At 42.2% G+C, this 21,282-nt stretch carries 22 protein-coding genes; 10 read left to right on the top strand and 12 right to left on the bottom strand.

All coding sequences use genetic code 11. The features are described from left to right. Positions 1-10 precede the first annotated feature (10 nt). From G6R09_RS15175 to tldD, 3 genes are all read left to right on the top strand, one after another. Entirely contained in the window at positions 11-3,892 is a 3,882-nt protein-coding gene (locus G6R09_RS15175) for a YhdP family protein (RefSeq protein WP_163923309.1), read from the top strand. Between the two features lie 65 nt (positions 3,893-3,957). Beyond that, positions 3,958-4,779 (top strand): carbon-nitrogen hydrolase family protein, encoded by an 822-nt coding sequence (locus G6R09_RS15170; RefSeq protein ID WP_065167056.1) that lies wholly within the window; start codon positions 3,958-3,960, stop codon positions 4,777-4,779. Positions 4,780-4,793: 14 nt separating this feature from the next. After that, positions 4,794-6,242 (top strand): metalloprotease TldD, encoded by a 1,449-nt coding sequence (tldD, locus tag G6R09_RS15165; RefSeq protein WP_163923306.1) that lies wholly within the window; start codon positions 4,794-4,796, stop codon positions 6,240-6,242. A 102-nt stretch (positions 6,243-6,344) separates the two neighbouring features. Here tldD and yjgA read toward each other — a convergent pair whose 3' ends face one another. Then, positions 6,345-6,869 carry a ribosome biogenesis factor YjgA gene (yjgA, locus tag G6R09_RS15160; RefSeq protein WP_065167054.1) on the bottom strand — a complete coding sequence of 175 codons (525 nt, stop codon included), beginning with the start codon at positions 6,867-6,869 and terminating at the stop codon, positions 6,345-6,347. A gap of 114 nt (positions 6,870-6,983) precedes the next feature. Between yjgA and pmbA the strand changes: the two genes are divergently transcribed. Next, positions 6,984-8,327: a metalloprotease PmbA gene (gene pmbA / locus G6R09_RS15155; protein ID WP_065167053.1), complete on the top strand. Its 1,344-nt coding sequence runs from the start codon at positions 6,984-6,986 to the stop codon at positions 8,325-8,327. Between the two features lie 89 nt (positions 8,328-8,416). Here the strand turns inward: pmbA and mgtE are convergent, their stop codons facing one another. The 11 genes from mgtE to G6R09_RS15100 all read right to left on the bottom strand — a co-directional run bounded on the left by mgtE (position 8,417) and on the right by G6R09_RS15100 (position 17,331). Next, entirely contained in the window at positions 8,417-9,778 is a 1,362-nt protein-coding gene (gene mgtE, locus G6R09_RS15150) for a magnesium transporter (RefSeq protein ID WP_065167052.1), read from the bottom strand. A gap of 285 nt (positions 9,779-10,063) precedes the next feature. Then, positions 10,064-10,336 carry an HPr family phosphocarrier protein gene (locus tag G6R09_RS15145; RefSeq protein ID WP_065167051.1) on the bottom strand — a complete coding sequence of 91 codons (273 nt, stop codon included), beginning with the start codon at positions 10,334-10,336 and terminating at the stop codon, positions 10,064-10,066. Continuing rightward, positions 10,333-11,184, bottom strand: coding sequence for an RNase adapter RapZ (gene rapZ, locus G6R09_RS15140; RefSeq protein WP_065167050.1), 852 nt, complete (start codon positions 11,182-11,184; stop codon positions 10,333-10,335). Before rapZ ends, G6R09_RS15145 begins: the two co-directional genes overlap by 4 nt. A gap of 36 nt (positions 11,185-11,220) precedes the next feature. Next, positions 11,221-11,670 (bottom strand): PTS IIA-like nitrogen regulatory protein PtsN, encoded by a 450-nt coding sequence (gene ptsN, locus G6R09_RS15135; RefSeq protein WP_065167049.1) that lies wholly within the window; start codon positions 11,668-11,670, stop codon positions 11,221-11,223. Between the two features lie 2 nt (positions 11,671-11,672). Continuing rightward, positions 11,673-11,960 (bottom strand): ribosome hibernation promoting factor, encoded by a 288-nt coding sequence (hpf, locus tag G6R09_RS15130; protein ID WP_065167048.1) that lies wholly within the window; start codon positions 11,958-11,960, stop codon positions 11,673-11,675. Between the two features lie 32 nt (positions 11,961-11,992). Further along, positions 11,993-13,435 carry an RNA polymerase factor sigma-54 gene (locus tag G6R09_RS15125; protein WP_373423719.1) on the bottom strand — a complete coding sequence of 481 codons (1,443 nt, stop codon included), beginning with the start codon at positions 13,433-13,435 and terminating at the stop codon, positions 11,993-11,995. A 105-nt stretch (positions 13,436-13,540) separates the two neighbouring features. Next, entirely contained in the window at positions 13,541-14,266 is a 726-nt protein-coding gene (gene lptB, locus G6R09_RS15120; protein WP_065167046.1) for an LPS export ABC transporter ATP-binding protein, read from the bottom strand. Between the two features lie 9 nt (positions 14,267-14,275). After that, on the bottom strand, positions 14,276-14,782 hold the full coding sequence (lptA, locus tag G6R09_RS15115; RefSeq protein ID WP_065167045.1) for a lipopolysaccharide transport periplasmic protein LptA: 507 nt from the start codon (positions 14,780-14,782) through the stop codon (positions 14,276-14,278). Continuing rightward, positions 14,763-15,326, bottom strand: a complete 564-nt coding sequence (gene lptC / locus G6R09_RS15110) for an LPS export ABC transporter periplasmic protein LptC (protein WP_065167044.1) — start codon at positions 15,324-15,326, stop codon at positions 14,763-14,765. Before lptC ends, lptA begins: the two co-directional genes overlap by 20 nt. 58 nt (positions 15,327-15,384) lie before the next feature. Next, entirely contained in the window at positions 15,385-16,356 is a 972-nt protein-coding gene (locus tag G6R09_RS15105; protein WP_065167043.1) for a KpsF/GutQ family sugar-phosphate isomerase, read from the bottom strand. Between the two features lie 15 nt (positions 16,357-16,371). After that, positions 16,372-17,331, bottom strand: a complete 960-nt coding sequence (locus tag G6R09_RS15100; protein ID WP_065167042.1) for a calcium/sodium antiporter — start codon at positions 17,329-17,331, stop codon at positions 16,372-16,374. A gap of 528 nt (positions 17,332-17,859) precedes the next feature. Here G6R09_RS15100 and mlaF point away from each other — a divergent pair. The 6 genes from mlaF to ibaG all read left to right on the top strand — a co-directional run bounded on the left by mlaF (position 17,860) and on the right by ibaG (position 21,275). Beyond that, on the top strand, positions 17,860-18,660 hold the full coding sequence (mlaF, locus tag G6R09_RS15095) for a phospholipid ABC transporter ATP-binding protein MlaF (RefSeq protein WP_065167041.1): 801 nt from the start codon (positions 17,860-17,862) through the stop codon (positions 18,658-18,660). 64 nt (positions 18,661-18,724) lie between these two features. Continuing rightward, positions 18,725-19,507, top strand: a complete 783-nt coding sequence (gene mlaE, locus G6R09_RS15090; RefSeq protein WP_060998315.1) for a lipid asymmetry maintenance ABC transporter permease subunit MlaE — start codon at positions 18,725-18,727, stop codon at positions 19,505-19,507. Between the two features lie 53 nt (positions 19,508-19,560). Further along, positions 19,561-20,037: an outer membrane lipid asymmetry maintenance protein MlaD gene (gene mlaD / locus G6R09_RS15085; protein ID WP_060998314.1), complete on the top strand. Its 477-nt coding sequence runs from the start codon at positions 19,561-19,563 to the stop codon at positions 20,035-20,037. A 14-nt stretch (positions 20,038-20,051) separates the two neighbouring features. Beyond that, positions 20,052-20,687: a phospholipid-binding protein MlaC gene (gene mlaC / locus G6R09_RS15080; RefSeq protein ID WP_163923301.1), complete on the top strand. Its 636-nt coding sequence runs from the start codon at positions 20,052-20,054 to the stop codon at positions 20,685-20,687. A gap of 2 nt (positions 20,688-20,689) precedes the next feature. Then, positions 20,690-21,001, top strand: a complete 312-nt coding sequence (locus G6R09_RS15075; protein WP_065167039.1) for a lipid asymmetry maintenance protein MlaB — start codon at positions 20,690-20,692, stop codon at positions 20,999-21,001. 19 nt (positions 21,002-21,020) lie between these two features. Then, positions 21,021-21,275, top strand: a complete 255-nt coding sequence (gene ibaG / locus G6R09_RS15070) for a BolA family iron metabolism protein IbaG (protein WP_065167038.1) — start codon at positions 21,021-21,023, stop codon at positions 21,273-21,275. Positions 21,276-21,282: the final 7 nt, after the last annotated feature.

Below are 21,282 nucleotides of genomic sequence, written 5' to 3'. Positions count from 1 at the left end.
GGAAGTAACAGTGCCCAAGATTCTCGTACGCCTTGTACGGGGTGGTTTATGGTTAATAGTGATCACATCATTACTATTAGCGTCGTTCATCACCGGTTTAAGGTTACTGCTTCCTCACCTCAATGATTACCGCCAGCCGATCGCCCAATGGGTATCTCAGCAGGCGGATATTTCGTTAAAATTAACTCATATCAAAGGCCGCTGGCAAACTGCTGGCCCAGCTTTAACGGTAAGTGGTATTTCGATATCTTCGCCAAATGATACCCAGCCGTTAGCAACCATTGGCAAGGTTGGGTTTTATTTCGATATTTGGCATTCAGCCCTGCATTTACGACCTATTTTTAAACAAGTCACCATCAGTCAGGTGAATGTTGATCTAACTAAAATAAAGCCGTCTTCAGCTGCACCTAGCGTTGCTAGCACCAGTTTAGCGCAACGGGTAGAGCAACTGTTTTTTACCCGCTTAGGTGAGTTTCAACTGCTCGATTCATCAGTATCATTTGTGGCACCTTCTGGCGCTTCGCAGCAACTTAATATTAAGCAGCTTGATTGGGCTAATGTTGGTGGACGTCATTTAGCGCAAGGCAGTATTAATTTTACTAATACCAATCTTGGTCAGTTAGCGATTAAAGCCAACCTCTCAGAACAGGGGGGGCTGAATAGCTTATCTGGCCGTTTATATATCAAAGGTGAGCATGTTTCGGTGACGCCATGGCTTAATAAACAGTTAGCTGGAGTGGCAAATATTACTCACAGTGAAATTGGGGTTGAGGCGTGGTTAGCGTTAAAGGACGGCCAGATTGAAAGCAGCCAAGCCAAGATCAATAACAGTACTATTGATTGGCAAGCGGGTGACCAACAACATCAAATTAATATTAAGCGCGGGTTGGTAGCATTAAGGCCGATTCGCTTAGCTGATGGCTCAAGAAGTTGGCGAATTGATACTGAAAAATTTGCTATTTATACCGATGATGTTGCATGGCCAACGTTTGATATTGCAGGCCAACTACGGTTTGGTGATCAAAACCAACTCCAGCAGTGGAAGTTGGCGTTAAGTAATATTGCCTTACAGCGATTATTACCTTTAATCAATTTTCTGCCTTCGACTAATTCGATGGTTAAGACGCTGCAGCAACTGCAACCGAGTGGATTATTAACCCAAATTCGTGTGGCAGGGCAAGCTAATAACGTGCCGCGATTCTCATTTAAGGTGCAGCAATTAAGTGTTAAACCGTGGCAATGGATCCCTGGTATTAATCACTTAAATGCCACTATTGCTGGCGATGGCCAGCAAGGTAAAGTGATCATCAATACTACCGCAGATAGTTTTGCTTATGAGCGCGTGTTTGCCAAACCACTCAAAGTCAATCAAGCGCAAATTGAAGCTTATTGGCATCGAAGTGCGCAAGTAACCACTTTTTGGAGTGATCATCTGGCTATAGCGACGCCTGATTTAACCTTTGCAGGTCAAGTTCGTGTTGATATGCCTGCCAATGCGCCAACCTGGTTGTCGTTATATGGCGAGGCTAATGTGGTCGATGCGGGTCAAACGTGGCGTTATTTACCACGCCCCGCGCTTGGTAATGATCTTACTGATTATTTATCAAAGGCAATTAAAGGCGGACAAGTGAAATCAGCCCGTATTCTGTGGTATGGCGCTTTGAATGATTTCCCTTACCAGCATCATGATGGTGTGTTTCAAGCATTTGTACCATTAACGCAGGCCAAATTTAGTTTTGATCCACAATGGCCATTGTTGCGCGATATGCAGCTTAATTTGTTATTTGAAAATGACAAAATGTACATTGACTCTCATCAGGTCAAAACATTGGCTGCTTATAGTCCTAAGGTTGTAGGTGAGGCTGATCTCACTCCAAACGGTGCGCTGAAGTTAGCCATAGATCTGGCTGCAACAGGACCGCAAGTTCAGCAATATATGCTCAAAAGTCCGTTAGCAGACTCGGTGGGGAGTGCGTTAACAACCATTGAGGTTGCAGGGCCTGTGACCGCTAAATTGAATTTAAATATACCGTTTAATAGTACCGACGTAGATGCTAGCGGTAAGGTGTATTTTAAAAATAACCCAATCACACTAACGACGCCTCATTTAGCGATAGACGATGTCAATGGCAGTTTGAGCTTTAAGAATAGCGCGATTAAAGCCCAAGGGCTGACGGGAATGCTATATCACCAACCAATTCAGTTTGGTTTTCATGGTGATCATGTAAACAATACGCCTGAGTATAAGGTTAATGTTAGTGTCGGTGGTCAATGGCAACTTGCTAAATTAAAAGACTATTTACCGTCAATTGTGACCGATAATGTGACAGGTAGTAGTGATTGGCAAGCGCAAGTTGGGGTTAATATTAACGCTAAACATGTTAGCTATAATGTTGCGGCTACCCTGCCTTTAAAGCAGGTGCGTAGTCAATTACCGTATCCGTTACAGCAACCTCAAGCTACAGCAGCACTGACGGTACACGTTAATGGCGATGCATCTCATTTGTACGCGCAAGCCTTATTGCCCGATGTGGCGTATCAAGCTCAAATGTCGTTATTAACCCCAGTGCCTCACATCACTGCCAGTAATCTAACGGTCGGTAAAAGAAGCCTATTAACCCAGCCATTGCAGGGGCAATTAGTGCAGCTTAATAGTCGTCAATTTAATGCAGATCAATGGCTGAGTTTAATAAAAACCACGCCCGCGAATAAGGTTCAATCTTCAGCAATCAGTCACAGCAATGAATTTTCATTACCTTTGCCAACGCGAATAACAGCAAAAGTGGCTAAATTAACCTTAGGCGGATTGGATTGGCATCAAGTTAATAGCGTAGCAACACGTGGTCAAGGGTGGTCGATAAAGTTGGCGTCACGAGAAGCTGATGGTTATATCTCGTGGGTTCACAATCAGCCGTTAAACGTGATTTTGAAATCGTTACATCTTAATTTGCCACAATTAAATCAGCAGCCGCCAGCGGGCTTGTTAACGCCACTATTAGCGACTAAGCAACCTTCAACTGTAGTGACAGCCAATGACCGTAGCATTATGGCAGCAATACCAAAAATAGACTTATCGATTGCTGATGCGTGGTTACAAGGCTATCGCTTAGGTGCGGTGACGGCGACGTTAACTAAGCGGCATAACCAGTTGCAATTACAACAGCTTAAAATTAAATCCGGTAATGTGAGTTTAAAGGCTAGTGGTGATTGGAGTATTGCGAGGCAACATAATCACACTAAACTTGATGTGGTCATCAGTGGCAGTAATAGTACGGACTTATTAGATAGGTTTGGTATTTCAGGCAGCGTGCAGAATGCGCCATTTAATACTCATGTCATGGTTAACTGGCAAGGTACACCGTGGAGCATTGATCGACGTACATTAAATGGCAAAGTGAGTACTGATATTGGTAAAGGTATTGTTAGCGGTGTCGGTGGTGCCGGGCGATTATTGGGGTTATTTAGTCTAGATTCAATTATTCGAAAAATGAAACTCGATTTTTCAGGGGTATTTGATAACGGCTTAGCATTTAACTATATTCGCGGTAATGGCACCATCAAAGATGGTATTTTTGATAGTAATAATATCAAGATGCAAGCGTTAGCCGGTGATATGTATATCAATGGTAAAGTGAACTTAATTGATGAAAAGGTAAATGCTAACGTTAAATTTATTCCTGATTTCACCTCAGGATTACCGGTAATGACTGCCTTTGCTGTCGCACCCCAAGTGGCATTATATGTGTTTGCGATCTCAACCGTATTATCACCGGTGTTAGATGTTATTACGCAAGTGAATTACCAAGTTACCGGGCCGATAGCTGCGCCGAAAGTGGTTGAGCGCTCACGCTTAGAAGGCGAATATAAAATACCAGAGAACAGTAAGTTTTAAGCTGTTACTTTGGCTATGGTAGCAATGAATATGATTGATTTTATTTATCGTTCAGGGAGATAGCCATGACAAAGATTGGTGTAGTACAAATGAACTCAGGCACTGATCCTGAAGGTAACCTGAGCCAATTAAAGAAATTTATGCAAGGGTTACAACTACAAGGGGCTAAGTTAGTTGTTACCCCTGAAAATACCGTCGTTTTTGGCAGCAAAGCAGATTATCAGCGTTGGGCTGAACCCCTTGGTGATGGCCCGCTGCAACAGCAATTATCTCAGTTTGCGCATCAGTTAGGAATTTGGTTATTGATCGGTTCAATGCCAATTTTACAGCCTGATGGTAGCATCACCACCACCGCGGTGCTGTTTGATGATCAAGGTAAAATTCAGGCGCATTATAATAAAATGCATATGTTTGATGTTAATGTTGCTGATAAACATCAGAGTTATCGAGAATCTGATACCTTTAAAGCCGGCGATGATATAAAAGTTATCGATACTCCGTTTGGTAAGCTGGGACTATCGATTTGTTATGACATTCGTTTTCCGCAACTTTATAGTGAATTACGTCAGCAAGGTGCTGATATTATTGTTATTCCAGCGGCATTTACCAAGTTAACCGGGCGTGCTCATTGGGAAGTGTTAGTACGAGCGCGAGCGATTGAAACGCAGTGTTGGGTGGTTGCCGCAGCGCAGTGGGGTGAGCACAATGAAACTCGAGAAACGTGGGGTCATTCAATGATTGTTGATCCATGGGGACAAGTGGTTGCTTGTCAACAACAAGGAACGGGTGTCCTGACAGCAAATGTTGATTTACAATTAGCAAATAAGATCCGTACCAATATGCCAGTGGCTGATCATGCTCGCTTGGTGTTCAGTCATATTCAATAATTAAGAGCAAATTAATGACCCTTAACACAGTAGAAACTACCATGCTTGACCAGTCAGGTCTTGGTCGTGATGAATTGCATAACATTCTTGGCTTAATTGCTACTCGTGATGTTGATTATGCTGATATTTATTTTCAGTCATGCTGGCATGAATCGTTAGTTTTAGAAGACAGTATTATTAAAGACGGCTCGTTTAACATTGATCGTGGTGTTGGTGTACGTGCTGTTGCGGGTGAGAAAACCGGTTTTGCTTACTCAGATCAAATTAACTTATTAGCCTTAACGCAAAGTGCTAAAGCTGCGCGTGGTATTGTACGCCAAGGTGGTAATGGTAAAGTTCAGACATTTGCACCAATGGCATCGTCGGGCATTTACTCACCGATTAATCCACTAGGTAGCTTTGATAAATACCAAAAGATTGCCTTGCTTGAAGAAATTGATCGTTATATTCGTACTAAAGAGCCGCTAGTGACTGAAGTCTCTGCCAGTATTAACGGTGTTTATGAAGAAGTGCTGGTGGCAGCATTAGATGGCACTTATGCAGCAGACATTCGTCCATTAGTGCGGTTATCGATCAGTGTTCTGGTTGAAAAAGGCGATAAGCGTGAACGTGGTAGCGCTGGTGGTGGTGGTCGTTATGGCTATGAGACATTTTTAACAGAAGATGCGAGTGGTAAAAGCCAAGCGATCTTTTTTGCTGATGAGGCAATTCGTCAAGCATTGGTTAACCTTGAGGCTGATGCTGCGCCTGCTGGAACCATGCCGATTGTACTTGGTGCAGGTTGGCCGGGGGTGTTATTACATGAAGCGGTTGGACACGGTTTAGAAGGTGATTTTAACCGTAAAGGTTCGTCAATGTTTGCCGGTCAAATGGGGCAGCAAGTGACTTCGCCATTATGTACGATTGTCGATGATGGTACGTTAGTCGATCGTCGTGGCTCAATCAATATTGATGATGAAGGTACACCTGCCCAACATAATGTACTGATCGAAGGCGGTAAACTTAAAGGCTATATGCAAGATAAGTTAAACGCGCGTTTAATGGGGGTTGCACCTACTGGTAATGGTCGTCGTGAATCCTATGCCCATTTACCAATGCCACGCATGACCAATACTTACATGTTACCTGGCGAACATACACCAGAAGAAATCATTGCCAGTGTAAAACATGGCATCTACGCACCCAACTTTGGTGGTGGTCAGGTAGATATTACTTCGGGTAAATTTGTCTTCTCGGCATCAGAAGCTTACTTAATTGAAAACGGTAAGGTTACTCGTCCAATTAAAGGTGCGACCTTAATTGGTAGTGGTATTGAGGCGATGCAGCAGGTGTCTATGGTCGGTAACGATCTTGATATTGACCGTGGTGTCGGTGTGTGTGGTAAAGCTGGCCAGAGCGTGCCTGTGGGGGTTGGTCAGCCAACCTTGAAGATTGACTCAATGACAGTCGGTGGCACTGAATAACGGCTTGCGGTGATTTGATCGTCGCAACAACAATATTGTGTTAATAAAAATGCCAACAGTAATGCTGGCATTTTTGTTATTCATTACTGCTAATCGTGCTAATTAGTCAGCAAGGTAAAGTGCTTTTAGGCATTGAAATATCTCACGATATGCTTTGCCAGGTTTTTCCTGTGCCTTTTCTTTGGCTGCTTGACGCATCAATTGGCGTAGGTGTTGGCGATCAGCATCGGGATGATCAACCATAATCGCATTCAACATGCTGTCACCATTCTCAACCAACTTATCACGTTTGATTTCAAGCTTTTTAAGGGCAACAGTGTGTTGTGAGTGTTTATTGTTTAGTTTATCAAGTGCAGCTTGAATTGGTTCGAGATCCATGTGGCGCATCTGCTTACCAATAAATTGCAATTGACGACGACGCGCTTCTTTACTAAAGCGTTGGGCATCTTTAATTGCGGCCATCATTTCGTCATCTAATGGCACTTTTGCTAACGCGTTAGGTGTTAGCTCAACTAATGCTTCACCAATTTTTTGCAACTCTTCCATGTCGCGTTTCATCTCAGACTTACTTACCCAGATGATTTCTTCTTCTTCATCCCAAGGGGCTTTTTTGTTTTTACGGCTCATAAATGGGCTCACTCATTGTATCAATAGTTCTATTTTATCAGTTTAATAACGATTTTGGGCGTAAATTACATTATTCTATAACTAATAAGCTAAACCCTAACCTTAAGTGATTGTATGGACGTAAGAGAACAGGTTGCTCATCAGCGTGTTGAACTTGAAGCTGCGGTAGCAAAAGCGCTTGAAGTTGCTGGTAAACAGGCTGATGCAGCCGAAGTAGCCATTAACAAAACAACAGGTATCAGTGTTTCAACTCGCATGTGTGAAGTTGAAAATGTTGAATTTAATAGCGATGGTGCGCTAGGCATTACCGTTTATCGCGGTAACCGTAAAGGCAGCGCCTCAACATCTGATTTAAGTGAAGCGGCTATTGCTCAAACTGTAGCGGCTGCATTAGATATTGCAAATTATACTTCTGAAGATCCATTTGCAGGCCCTGGCCCTGCGGAATTAATGGCGCGTAATATTCCTGATTTAGACTTGTTTCACCCTGACGAGCCTGAACCTGATCATGCCGCCGCGGTTGCAATTGCTGCCGAAGAAGCGGCATTGGCATTTGATCCACGCGTAAAACAAAGTGATGGTGCAAGCTATGACAGTCACTATGGTGTGCGTGTTTACGGCAATAGCCACGGCATGCTAGCCAGTTATGCTTCGAGTCGTCATAGCATTAGTTGCTGTGTGATCGGTGAAGGTAAAAACGGCAATATGGAACGTGATTACAGTTACACCACCTCACGTTTAGCTTCTGATATGTGGACGCCTGAACGTGTTGGTCGTCATGCAGCAGAGCGCACTGTAAGCCGAATTGATCCACAAAAACTGACCACCCGTGAAGCACCAGTGATGTTTGCCGCTGATATTGCGACAGGATTATTTGGTCATTTAGTGATGGGGATTAGCGGCGCGAATTTATACCGTAAATCATCATTTTTACTTGATAAACTTGGCGAGCAGATTTTCCCTGAGTGGTTAAATATCAGTGAGCGTCCTCATATTCTACGTGGCATGGCAAGTACCCCGTTTGATAGTGAAGGCTTGGCAACTTATGATCGTGAAATCATCACCGATGGTGCACTGCAGACATATTTATTGACCAGCTATGCGGCGCGTAAAATGAAGATGCAGCCAACAGGCCATGCGGGTGGTATCCATAACTGGTTAGTATCATCAACTGGTGAAAGCTTTGAGCAAATGCTAAAGAAGATGGATCGTGGTTTGTTGGTGACAGAATTGATGGGCCAAGGGGTTAACATTATCACTGGCGATTACTCGCGTGGTGCTGCTGGCTTCTGGGTTGAGAATGGTCAGATTCAATATCCGGTTTCTGAAATTACCATTGCTGGTAATCTTAAAGACATGATGCAAAATATTGTTGCTATTGGCAGTGATACTGAAATGCGCAGCCAGATCCTGACCGGATCAATGTTATTAGACTCAATGAAAATTGCTGGTGAATAATCGTTGTAAATGACGTGATTTATAGCCAATAAAAAAGTCCAAATCAAGCACTTGATTTGGACTTTTTTTTATTCATGAATGATCACGGATTAAGGCGTAATAAAGACGGTTGCTAAACCTAAAAACACCATTAAACCAACAATATCAGTACAAGTTGTCAGTGCCATACCGCCTGCAAGAGCGGGGTCAATTTTGAGTTTTTTAAGCCCAATAGGAATTAATACCCCTGCCACACCAGCAACAAATAAGTTTGCTAGCATTGCTCCAGCCATGATCGCACCCAGTATCAAGCTGCCTTTCCAAACAAAAACCACGAATCCGATAATTAATGCCCATACAAAACCATTAATTAATCCTACGCGTGCTTCTTTACTTAGTAGCCAGCGGGTGTTGGTATCACCGATATGACCAACAGCAAGGCCACGAATAACCAGTGCTACGGTTTGGTTACCGGCCACACCACCCATTGATGGTACGATTGTCATCAATACCGCTACAGTCGCCATCTGTTGTAAAGTGTTTTCAAACATATTGGAAACAGAGGCTGCTGCTAAGGCTGTGAGTACATTCACGCCTAACCAAATACTACGACTTTTAGCCGATTTTAATACTGGTGCAAAGGTATCTTCGTCGTCATCCATACCAGCCATGGACATCATCGAGTGTTCTGCTTCTTCACGGATCAAGTCAACCACGTCATCGATAGTAATACGACCGACAAGGTGATTATTGGCATCAACAACAGGCGCTGATATCCAATTTCGACGCTCAAAGATATTGGCGATTTCACTGTCTGCCATATCAACTGCAATCGCTTCATCAGCATCTTCCATCACATTTTTAATTTCGATGTCAGGTTGAGTCGTGATCAAGGTTGATAGTGACAAGTGACCAATTAAAATTTCTTTTTCATCAACAACATATAGTGAATCAGTTGCTTCTGGAAGTTCACCACGCATACGTAAGTAACGTAATACCACATCGGCAGTTACATCACCACGAATCGTGATAAAGTCAGTACTCATCATGCCACCGGCTGTATCTTCCGGATAGGCGAGTGCTGCTTCAATACGATGACGATCGGTGGCATCCATTTGTGCCAATACTTCTTGGTAACGCTCATCAGAGAGGCTACGAAGTACGTATGCGACATCATCGCTTTCCATCCCCTCGGTAACGGCAGCCAGCTTTTCTGGCTCCATTTGCGAGACGATACCATCTTTTACATCTTCAGAAAGTTCATCAAGAATTTCACCTTGCTCTTCCGGATCCGTCAATTGCCATAAGACTTGACGTTCTTTCGGTGGTGAGGCTTCTAACAGATGAGCAATATCCTCCGGCTCCATATCTTGGAGTAACCGTCGAACATGGACAAACATACCATTTTCAAGCGCTTTGTTGACTTCTTGGAGTGTGTGATGGGTTTGATCTTGTTCTAATACATCCGCCATAGGTATTAGGCCCACTTATATTTGATGGCGCAATAAGCTGAATTTTAACGTAATCAGTTAGCTTTTGTCTTGTGCTGATTGATATTTAATTCGCCATAAAATGGCAAAGTATAGCTCATACGTATGATAATCATGGCGAGATAGCTACTTTTCATGCTTTTTCTCTACCAATAACGCACTAAAAGGCGTATTTGACGATAATGTACCACACGCAAAAAAAAGTCATTAACTTAAAAAACAAACCACAATTTATCATCAATGATTGATTGTTAGTGAGATAGGCTATTAATTATCTTCGTCAAATCCAGCTTCAATGAGGTTTGCAACCGCAATCAGGGCTGATTGAGCATCTTGACCTTCAGCACTAACCATGATTTTTTGGCCTTGAGCAGAATCAAGCATCAATAGTCCCATTACACTATCGGCAGTGGCACTGTTAGCACCATTGGTGATAGTAATAACTGCTTCAAAGCTTTGGGCTAACTCAACTAACTTAATTGCAGCTCGAGCATGAAGCCCGAGCCGATTGCGTATAAATAATTCACGACTGATGGTCATTTATAATTTTCCAGCGTGCGATGACGTACCTGCACTTGTTGGCCTTGCTGGGTAAAATACTCAGCAAGTTGCTGGGCGATATAAACTGAACGATGTTGTCCACCGGTGCAGCCGATAGCAACCGTAACATAACTACGGTTATTCTTTTCTAGCATCGGTAACCAAGTTTCAATGAAATTACGCAATTGGTAATTAAGTTTATTGACTTCAGCGTGAGCGGCTAAGAAATCTTTTACGCCTTGATCAAGCCCTGTTTGTGGTTTGAGCTCAGGCACCCAATGTGGGTTTGGTAAGAAACGGACATCAAATACGTAGTCAGCATCTGAAGGAAGACCATGTTTAAAGCCGAAAGATTCAAAAACTAAAATCAATTCACGCGCTTCACGGCCAAGCACTCGTGCGCGGACTGTTTCACTTAAATCGTGAATCGAACGGTTGGTGGTATCAATAACCAGATCGGCATGTTCTTTAAGATCGCTCAGTAACACGCTTTCAGATTGGATCGCTTGTTCTAAGCTCATATTATGACGAGATAGGGGATGTAAGCGGCGTGTTTCACTGTAGCGTTTGACCAGTTCTTTATCATCAGCATCAAGAAAAATAACGTTGATATCTACATCACTGGCTAAATTTTTAAAAATGGCTTCAAGCTCACCTTGATGGGGTGGCATATTACGAATATCGATACTAACCGCAATGTCTTGTTCGTTATTGGCAATATCATTTACAAATTGTGGCAGTAGGTGTACGGGAAGGTTATCAACACAGTAATATCCTAAATCTTCTAGTACGCGTAGCGCGACCGATTTTCCCGAACCTGAACGGCCACTAACAACCATTAACCGCATGGTTTAGCTACCTTCTTTGGGTTTGTAGGGGCTGATTTATTGTTCATCAATCAGTATGTCATATAATTCTTGATCGGTTGTTGCATTGCGTAATTGCTTGCAAATTTTCTTATTACCCAATTTTTCAGCCATGCTTGCAAGGGTCGATAAGTGTTCTTTACATTGCTCTTCAGGAACTAAAAGGGCAAATAACAGATCAATTGGTTGACCATCAATGGCATCAAAGTCTATGGGTTCTTGGCATTGAATAAGTACCGCAATCGCGTGATCGCTGTTACTGATTCGACCATGAGGGATCGCAATGCCATTACCAATACCTGTGGTACCCAATTTTTCACGATTGAGCATACATTCAAATAATGGTTGTGGATTTTGATCAAGATGTGTTGCCGCGATCTCACTGATGAGCTCTAGCGCGCGTTTTTTACTGGAGCAAGGGACTGCACTTTTAGTACAGTCCAAGCTCAATACGTTACTCAGTTGCATGATTAGTGACTATTGAGTTTATCTTTGTGTTTGTTTAATTGACGGACCAGTTTATCAGTCAATTCGTCAATCGCGGCATACATATTTTCAGAATCGGCCTTAGCGTGGATTTCTCCTGAATTTATATGTAATGTTGCTTCTGCAATTTGTTGCATTTTTTCGACATTTAAGATCACTTGAACGTTATTGATTTTGTCGAAAAAACGCTCTAACTTTTCAAACTTGGTACTGACATATTCGCGCAAAGAATCGGTTACATCAACATGGTGTCCGGTAATATTGATTTGCATAGACGTCTTCCTTTTGTTGGCGCTGATCTGAGTTAGATCAGACATTTTCGCTGATTTGATGGCGGAATTCCAAGCGATTCACGGTATTTAGCGATAGTTCGCCTTGCTACCATGATCCCTTGTTCTGCCAATAAAGTCGCAATTTTGCTGTCACTCAGGGGTTTAGCCTGATTTTCAGCAGCAACAAGTTTCTTCACCAGTGCGCGAATAGCCGTCGATGAACATTCACCGCCGTTATCCGTACTGACATGACTTGAGAAGAAGTATTTCAATTCAAAAATACCCCGAGGCGTATGCATATATTTTTGGGTTGTGACTCGGGATATGGTGGATTCGTGCATTTCAACCGCAAGAGCAATATCGTTAAGCACCATTGGCTTCATGGCTTCTTCACCAAACTCAAAAAAGTCTTGTTGTTGTTCAACAATACAACGAGCAACCTTCAATAAGGTTTCATTACGACTTTCAAGACTTTTAATTAGCCATTTGGCATCTTGGAGGTGAGTACGAATAAACTGGCCATCAGCACTATTGCGAGTGTTATTACTTAATGCAGCATATTGCTGATTAACTTTGATGCGTGGAATACTATCAGGGTTAATACTAACGACCCATTTACCGTGCTCTTTAAAGACTGATACGTCAGGAATAACGTATTCAGTTTCAGTTGAAACGACGCGGTTACCTGGGCGAGGATCTAAGCTATGAATCAGTTCCATTACTGCTTTAAGCTCAGGCTCTTTAAGTTTAGTTTCTCGCATTAGCTGACGGTAATCACGATTACCTAATAAATTAATGTGGTCGCGCAATAGCAGCTTAGCTTCAGCAAGCCATTGAGTCTGCTCAGGATAAGTGGCAAGTTGTAGCAATAAACATTCTTGTAAATTGCGAGATGCTACTCCGAGAGGATCAAATTGCTGTACGCGTTTTAGAACGGCTTCGACTTCATCAAGTTCAACTTCTAGATCTTCATTCTCGAAATTTTCTAAAATTTCAGTGGTGCTACAGCTGAGATAACCTTTTTCATTCACTGCGTCAATGATAGCGGTCGCAATGGCTAAATCAGTTTCACTAAATGGAGTGAGGTGAACTTGCCACATTAAGTAGTCTTGTAATGACTCGGTGGTTTCCCCTTGATAAACCGGTATGTCGTCATCAAGGGCAATGCCAGCGCTGCCTGTGCCTGCACTGTAAACGTCATCCCAGGTGCTATCGACAGGAAGCTCTGTTGGCAGTTCACGGGTTTCGAGTGCTTCTGCGGTATCAAAGCTCTCAATGTCATCAAGATTTTCGCTGGTGTCGTTAGTAGTGAGTTCTACAGTTGAGGTTTCATTGTTAGTACTTACTTCATCTGCATCAACTGTTTCATCGAGCTCTAGAAGAGGGTTACCATCAAGCGCTTCTTGGATTTCTTGTTTAAGTTCCAACGTAGATAACTGCAACAAGCGAATAGCTTGTTGTAGCTGAGGCGTCATTGCTAACTGTTGACCGAGCTTAAGTTGGAGCGAAGTTTTCATTAACGTTGATACACCTTATTGTTATTGTAGTTATTATCTGTAATCAATAGCCAATGGTGAATGCTAGAGACGGAACTGATCACCAAGATAAACCCGTTTTACATGCTCATGGTTAAGAACATGATCTGGTGTACCATTAGCAATAAGGTGCCCTTGGCTTACAATATAAGCATGTTCACAGACATCCAGTGTTTCACGAACGTTGTGGTCGGTAATTAATACTCCTAATCCACGATCTCGCAAATGCTTAATGATTTTCTTGATATCAATCACTGATATAGGGTCAACACCTGCAAACGGTTCATCCAGTAAAATAAACTTAGGATTAGCCGCTAGTGCGCGCGCAATTTCAACTCGACGGCGCTCACCACCTGATAGTGCTTGCCCTAAACTATCGCGAATGTGTTGAATATTAAACTCATCTAATAATTCTTCCGCTTTGTCTTGGCGGCCTTCTTTAGTGAGTTCTTTGCGTGTTTCTAATACCGCCATTAAATTATCATAGACGGTTAAACGACGAAAAATTGAAGCCTCTTGAGGTAGATAACCAATACCCATGCGTGAACGGTTATGCATCGGCTGGAGGCTAATATCTTCATCATCAATGGTGATTGTGCCTTCATCACGGCTGACTAAGCCAACGATCATATAAAACGACGTGGTTTTACCAGCACCATTTGGACCAAGTAAACCAACAATTTTCCCTGATTCTACCTCAAGGCTGACATCGGAAACGACTTTGCGTCCGTTGTAACTTTTTGCAAGGTGTTCAGCTTTTAGAATAGCCATAAATAGTGTTTATTTCTTATTATTGTTTAATTGACTTGGTAAGATCACGGTGGTGACTCGCTCTTGGTTACCGCTTTCTGCTACCAAACGTTGGTCACGAATATTGTAAGTAATAATATTACCTTTAATATTGCTACCATCTTGATTAAGTTCAGCTTTACCGGTCATTTTTAGGCGTTCAGTCGAGGTTTCATAACGCATTTTAAGCGCTTCACCGTCAAGTGGTTTACCGTCTTCCATTATTTGATGGAATGTGGCTGGTTTTCCATAGGCCATAATGGTTTGTTGCTGTGATTTCGCGTTTGGTCGCGTGACAACGACTTTATTAGCGCGAATATCAATCGTACCTTGGCGTAACTTAACATTACCGATAAAAGTGACAATATTGTTCGGCATATCAACTTGTTGACTGTCTGAATCAATATAAATGGGTTGCTTAGTATCACTTTTCATCGCCCATGTTGGTGCACTGATACACAACAAGCATAGTAGAGTACTAATTTTTAGTCGGTTCATATCTACCTTTTACATTTTTTAGAAGAGTAGCCACATTACGATTCATATTACCTTTCATACCATCGCCTTCATTTTGAAAAACAGGGCCGTTGATAGTGACATGATCTTTGGTATCAAAGTCTTTATTGACTAAATTTAAGCGTAGATTATCGGTTTTGATAACCTGAATATCAGAATCCGGTAATAAGTTAAAAATACGTACATTACCTTGTAAATGTAAGATTTTATCTTGTTCTAGCTTGGCGGTGTTAGCGCTTACTCGCCATTCTGCATTTTGGCCTTGTTTAAACACCCACAATACGGGTTTGGTAAACGTCGTGATACCACTGACGTTGAAATGTTCAAGGTGGTCGGCGTCAATTTGATATTGACGAATGCCTTTTAAATCAAAGCTAGTGTTACTGACTTTATTACCAATAAACATTGGTTTTTCGTCATTAGGTTTGACTTGAACGTCTTGTCGCCAATGTTGTTCAAGTAGGTAGTAGCCGAGCCATGCACATATAATCATTAACAGTACATAGAATAGCTTTTTAAAAGTCATAGACTTAAGCCTTTATTGTCTTTAGGTGTTGCCGATAATTGTTAGGTATATAATAGCGTTACATGACACCGGCTTTAAGCAAATCGTGCATATTTAGCGCCCCGACTAATTGGTTGTTTTCAGTCACCAATAAGCCATTAATTTTGTTATCTTCCATTAATTTTAGCCCTTCTGCGGCTAATAGTTGTGGTGAAATTGTTTGTGGGTTGCTTGACATGACTTCGCCAATACTGGTGTTGTGAATATCAACATGATTATCCAATAAGCGTCGTAAATCACCATCAGTAAAAATACCACGTAATTGTTGGCTATGATCAACAATTGCCGTCATTCCTAGGCCTTTGTGCGAAATTTCTAACAACGCATCTTTAATACTTGCATGTTCTTCAATCATAGGCAGCAACTCGCCACTGTGCATTACATCAGCTATGCGAAGTAATAATTTGCGACCTAACGCACCACCCGGATGAGACAGCGCAAAATCATCAGCAGTAAATCCGCGTGCTTCCATCACAGCAATCGCAACCGCATCACCCATTACAAGGGTCGCTGTGGTGCTTGAGGTTGGCGCGAGATTGAGTGGACAAGCTTCTTTATCTACGGTTACTTGAAGATTCACTTGCGCCATTTTAGCCATACTTGATTCAGGTTGACCTGTCATGCTGATCATTGCAATACCAAGGCGTTTAATCACCGGCAATAACGCCAGAATTTCCGTCGCTTCACCGGAGTTTGAAATCGCAATTACCACATCACTTTTTTTGATCATACCAAGGTCGCCATGGCTAGCTTCACCGGGGTGAACAAAGAAAGCAGGCGTTCCAGTGCTGGCCAATGTTGCTGCTATTTTACGTCCAATATGACCTGATTTCCCCATACCCATAACGATCACTTTTCCTTGGCAATGGAGGATTAACTCACACGCAAGAGTAAAGCTGTTATCGATGTAATGACGAATTTTTTCAAGGGCTTGTAATTCAGTATCGAGTACTTTTTTACCATGGCTGCAAAAATCAAATTGACCAGACATCAGTGGACGCTCCTGTTATGCGGCAACATTTAGAAATAAGAAAGCTTGATAAGCGACAAAACAAACGACCAAGATACCGCCTTCAACACGATTAATTTGGCGGCGTTTACCGAGTGCCATTACCAGCAATAGAATTGAAATGGCCAACATAACATAAAAGTCACGATCCATCGCTAATGGGCTTAATGCCGATGGATTGAGTAGTCCAGGAATACCCATGACTGCTAAAATATTAAAAATATTAGAGCCGATGATGTTACCCACAGCCATGTCATCTTCGCCTTTAAAGACGCTCGCTACTGATGCTGCCAGTTCAGGCAGGCTGGTGCCTACGGCAATAATGGTTAAACCAATCACTAAATCACTCATACCGAAGTACTTAGCGATAGTAACCGCAGAGCCTACCACCATGTCTGATGAGTATAATAAAATCCCTAAGCCAATCAAAACCCAAATAATTGCTTTGGTGTTACTCACGCCTGTTGGAATATCGGCTTGTTGTTCTTCAATTAAAGGATCACTTTTGCTATCACGGCTTATTTTCATCATCACGATTAAGAAAATGCCAAACAGAACCGCGAGAATAATTCCTTCATTACGGCTTAAATAGTTATCCCATAAAATAGCCCCTGCAATAACCGTCACTCCAAGCATGATCGGCAATTCACGGCGAATAATGGTTGAACTAATGCTTAATGGTTTGATGATGGCTGTAATACCAAGAATTAATGCAATATTGGCAATGTTTGACCCTAACACATTACCAACAGCGGTATCGGTTTTATCAGCAAGTGCTGCGGTCGCCGACACCATCATTTCTGGTGCTGAGGAGCCCATGGCAAGAATCGTCATACCGATAACCAGTGGTGCAACCCCAAAATTTTTCGCTAATGCAGCCGCGCCATATACTAATCTATCGGCACTCCACACCAGTAAAGCTAACCCGACACAGAGCAATACAATGGCTTCTAGCATGTTAATTCCTTTTCAGTACGACTCGCTAAAATAGCGAATTTCAATCAATTGATGAGATATTTCCAATTTGAGTTGCTAATTTTGACGTTAACTCATGCAAAAGGGAAGCATAAGCCAATACTAATTATCATCTTGAAACGGTTTTATGATGACTGACTTGATTAACAGCAACTGAATTAAAGCGGATTAAGGCTGCAAATTAGGCCGTGGTTGTTTATACTTTTAAAACGATGTTTTATTGTGTGCGGTTAGCATCGGTTTAATTGGTTTTCGGTTGAATTTGTCCAGTTAATGTCGCTTTTGTCGTAAATGTATTATTTTTAATAAAAATTCGCTATTTAAGTGCGATAAAACCTCGCTTAGGTTGAGTTGGTTGCTAATTCCTCCTATTATCAGCGCTCTTTTTTATGATAGACACTGATTATTTTTAAGTTATTTATTATCAAGTGGCTTACAGCACTATTGTGTCAAATAACACCAATATTCATCGCTCATGCAAGCTAGTTAGCGAGAGGTAACCTAAATCTAATGCTCAATGATGATGTACTTATTTCGATTAAAAATATGACCTTCACTCGTGGTGAACGGCCTATTTTTGATGATATTAGCCTTGATATTCCACGTGGGAAAGTCACCGCAATTATGGGACCATCAGGTATCGGTAAAACGACCTTATTACGCTTAATTGGTGGCCAGATTGCACCTGACCATGGTGAAGTGTGGTTTGATCAATGGAATATTCCGACCTTGCGTCGCAGCGAACTTTATCAAGCCCGTAAGCGAATGAGTATGCTATTTCAATCAGGGGCATTATTTACTGATATGACGGTGTTCGATAATGTCGCATTTCCGTTGCGAGAACACACTCAGTTACCTGAAGATTTATTACGAACCTTAGTGCTACTAAAATTAGAAGCCGTTGGCTTACGTGGTGCTGCACAATTGATGCCCAATGAGTTATCGGGTGGTATGGCACGTCGAGCAGCATTGGCTCGTGCGATTGCGCTTGATCCCGATTTAATGATGTACGACGAACCTTTTGTTGGCCAAGATCCAATCACAATGGGGGTGCTGGTAAAATTAATTCGTGATCTTAATCAGGCGTTAAATATTACCTCTGTGATCGTATCGCATGATGTGCCTGAAGTGATGAGTATTGCAGATCATGTCTATATCCTCTCTGGTGGTAAGATCATTGGTAGTGGTACACCCGATCAATTACGTGCAGATACCAACCCTCAAGTACGTCAATTTTTAGATGGTGATGCAGATGGTCCGGTGCCATTTCAATTTCCAGCGCAGCCGTTAGGTGATGATTTATTTGGTTAATTAATGTAGCGCACTGATTGGCATTAGCGTCGCGGTGCATGACAACAGAGAATATGAGCAAAAAATGATAATTGATGCGATTTCCCGATTGGGACGAGCGACTATCGAAAAGTGTCAAGCCTGCGGCCGTGCAAGTTTGATGTTATACGGCGCGCTAGTATGTAAGCCGCAACCGATAAAAATGTTGCCATTATTGATCAAACAACTGTACTCAGTTGGAGTGTTATCAATGGCAATTGTTTTAGTATCGGGATTATTTATCGGCATGGTATTGAGCCTGCAAGGTTACTTGGTATTAGCCGGTTACGGTGCTGAAACCAGCCTTGGTCAAATGGTGGCATTATCGTTATTGCGTGAATTGGGTCCGGTGGTGACGGCGCTGTTGTTTGCCGGCCGTGCCGGCTCTGCATTAACCGCTGAAATTGGCTTAATGAAAACCACCGAGCAATTATCCAGCATGGAAATGATGGCGGTTGATCCGCTGCGCCGTGTAATTGCGCCACGTTTTTGGGCAGGGGTTATTTCAATGCCATTGTTAGCGCTGATGTTCTCTTTAATTGGACTTTGGGGCGCACAATTAGTTGGTGTTGATTGGAAAGGGATCGATTACGGCAGTTTTTGGTCGGTGATGCAATCATCGGTTGATTTCAGTACTGATATTGGTAATAGCATTATCAAATCGGTGGTATTTGCTATCGTAATAACATGGATTGCTGTCTTTAATGGCTATGATGCTGTACCAACCTCTGAGGGGATCAGTCGTGCGACAACCCGTACCGTGGTTAATTCATCATTAGCGGTATTAGGACTTGATTTTGTGTTAACTGCACTCATGTTTGGTAGCTAAACATTCACTTAGCCGCATCTATAACGACGGCATAAATTAGATGGATAAAGATAATGCAACAAAATAGACGATTAGAATTGTGGGTTGGTGTGTTTATGCTGGCCGGCATCAGTGCTTTATTAGTATTGGCGTTTAAAGTCGCTAATGTGCAAAGTTTTGGTAGTACAGAAACCTATACTCTAAAAGCCCACTTTGACAATATTGGAGGCTTAAAAGTACGTTCTCCAGTCAAGGTTGGCGGGGTTAACGTCGGTGAAGTGACGTCGATTACGTTAGATAAACAGACTTATGTACCGATTGTGACTTTAGCGATCAATAAAAAGTTTGGTTATTTCCCTGAAACCAGTTCAGCATCGATTTTAACCTCTGGCTTATTGGGTGAGCAGTACTTAGGTATTCGTCCTGGATTTATTGATAGCGATACTGAAATGCTACATAACGGAGATTTAATTGAAGACACTAAATCTGCATTAGTATTAGAAGATATGATTGGTCAAGTGCTGTATAGCCTTGGCGGTGATAAGAAATAATGAGGAGAACCACCATGACATTTATACGTGGCTTAATGCTGTGTTTACTTGCTGTTCCGATGTTGGTACAAGCGGCAACCATTGATCAGACTAATCCTTATCAAATGATGGATAAAGTATCGGCACATTTGTTTGGTACGCTAAAAGCGGAACAGAAAAAAATTCAAGCTAATCCTGAAGAACTTCGAGTGATCGTTAAGCAAGAATTATTACCTTATATTAATACCCGTTATGCCGCATACAAAGTGTTAGGGGCTAACTTACGTAACACGACTGCTGAGCAACGTGATGCCTTTACTGCAGCTTTCACTGATTACTTGGTGGCGTCGTATGCGCAAGTGTTGACTCAATATACCGATCAAAAAATTGAGCTAGAATCACCAAAGCCAGTGCCTGCTGATCGAAGTATTATTTCGGTTCGAGTGGATATTATTGATCCGCAACGTCCGCCTATTCGTCTTGATTTCAAATTACGTTTGAATAAAAAAACCAAAGAATGGCAGGGATTTGACATGGTAGCTGAAGGTGTCAGTATGCTTTCAACGAAGCAAAGTGAATGGAGTGGTCAATTACGCACCAAAGGTATTGATGCGGTGACACAAAGTTTACGTGATTTGGCTGCAAAACCGATTCAGATTGAGAAAAACTAATCATGGCTGTTAATCAGATTAGTTGGCAAGTTATTGCTGATGGGCAATACCGCTTGTCAGGGTCGTTAGATCGTGACACAGTGCCTGCTTTTTGGCGCCAAAGAAACCAATGGATGCCACATAATAAGCAGTTAACACTCGATCTTGCTGACTTGTCTCGAGTAGACTCGGCTGGCATGGTAATGTTGCTGCATTTATGCCAGCAACTTAAGCAAACGGGAAGTAACGTGATGTTACATAATATCCCTCAAGAGCTTAAGACGCTGTTTCGCTTAAGCCATATCGAACCAATGTTAACAGCTTGCATGGAGTAAGTTGTAGAGAGGATAGCTCGTGGAAATCTCTGAGATTAAACAAATTCTAGAAGCCGCTTTAGATGTCGATGAAGTCATCGTTACAGGCGAAGGTAGCCACTACCAAGTGATTGCTGTGGGTACATTATTTGACGGCATGAGCCGCGTTAAAAAACAACAAACAATTTACGGTCCATTAATGGATCGTATTGCTGCAAACGACATTCACGCGTTAAGTATTAAAACATACACGCCTGAAGAGTGGGCGCGTGATAAAAAATTAATGTCGTTATAGAGAGCTA

Origin of the sequence: Photobacterium sp. Alg240-V54, from assembly GCF_900537155.1 — a bacterium.
Taxonomy (GTDB): Bacteria; Pseudomonadota; Gammaproteobacteria; order Enterobacterales; family Vibrionaceae; genus Photobacterium.
Note: the sequence above shows the minus strand (reverse complement) of the source record. Positions and strands in the feature narration are given on the sequence as shown.

What these genes read in the sequence shown, in the direction of transcription:
- G6R09_RS15170 (WP_065167056.1), top strand. Translation starts at nt 3,958, where the DNA reads ATGACAAAGATTGGTGTAGTACAAATGAACTCAGGCACTGATCCTGAA.
- mlaD (WP_060998314.1), top strand. Translation starts at nt 19,561, where the DNA reads ATGCAACAAAATAGACGATTAGAATTGTGGGTTGGTGTGTTTATGCTG.
- G6R09_RS15075 (WP_065167039.1), top strand. Translation starts at nt 20,690, where the DNA reads ATGGCTGTTAATCAGATTAGTTGGCAAGTTATTGCTGATGGGCAATAC.
- G6R09_RS15100 (WP_065167042.1), bottom strand. Translation starts at nt 17,331, where the DNA reads ATGCTAGAAGCCATTGTATTGCTCTGTGTCGGGTTAGCTTTACTGGTG.
- lptB (WP_065167046.1), bottom strand. Translation starts at nt 14,266, where the DNA reads ATGGCTATTCTAAAAGCTGAACACCTTGCAAAAAGTTACAACGGACGC.
- pmbA (WP_065167053.1), top strand. Translation starts at nt 6,984, where the DNA reads ATGGACGTAAGAGAACAGGTTGCTCATCAGCGTGTTGAACTTGAAGCT.
- G6R09_RS15145 (WP_065167051.1), bottom strand. Translation starts at nt 10,336, where the DNA reads ATGACCATCAGTCGTGAATTATTTATACGCAATCGGCTCGGGCTTCAT.
- rapZ (WP_065167050.1), bottom strand. Translation starts at nt 11,184, where the DNA reads ATGCGGTTAATGGTTGTTAGTGGCCGTTCAGGTTCGGGAAAATCGGTC.
- G6R09_RS15105 (WP_065167043.1), bottom strand. Translation starts at nt 16,356, where the DNA reads ATGTCTGGTCAATTTGATTTTTGCAGCCATGGTAAAAAAGTACTCGAT.
- mlaC (WP_163923301.1), top strand. Translation starts at nt 20,052, where the DNA reads ATGACATTTATACGTGGCTTAATGCTGTGTTTACTTGCTGTTCCGATG.
- mgtE (WP_065167052.1), bottom strand. Translation starts at nt 9,778, where the DNA reads ATGGCGGATGTATTAGAACAAGATCAAACCCATCACACACTCCAAGAA.
- ptsN (WP_065167049.1), bottom strand. Translation starts at nt 11,670, where the DNA reads ATGCAACTGAGTAACGTATTGAGCTTGGACTGTACTAAAAGTGCAGTC.
- lptC (WP_065167044.1), bottom strand. Translation starts at nt 15,326, where the DNA reads ATGACTTTTAAAAAGCTATTCTATGTACTGTTAATGATTATATGTGCA.
- mlaE (WP_060998315.1), top strand. Translation starts at nt 18,725, where the DNA reads ATGATAATTGATGCGATTTCCCGATTGGGACGAGCGACTATCGAAAAG.
- hpf (WP_065167048.1), bottom strand. Translation starts at nt 11,960, where the DNA reads ATGCAAATCAATATTACCGGACACCATGTTGATGTAACCGATTCTTTG.
- mlaF (WP_065167041.1), top strand. Translation starts at nt 17,860, where the DNA reads ATGCTCAATGATGATGTACTTATTTCGATTAAAAATATGACCTTCACT.
- G6R09_RS15125 (WP_373423719.1), bottom strand. Translation starts at nt 13,435, where the DNA reads ATGACGCCTCAGCTACAACAAGCTATTCGCTTGTTGCAGTTATCTACG.
- lptA (WP_065167045.1), bottom strand. Translation starts at nt 14,782, where the DNA reads ATGAACCGACTAAAAATTAGTACTCTACTATGCTTGTTGTGTATCAGT.
- yjgA (WP_065167054.1), bottom strand. Translation starts at nt 6,869, where the DNA reads ATGAGCCGTAAAAACAAAAAAGCCCCTTGGGATGAAGAAGAAGAAATC.
- tldD (WP_163923306.1), top strand. Translation starts at nt 4,794, where the DNA reads ATGACCCTTAACACAGTAGAAACTACCATGCTTGACCAGTCAGGTCTT.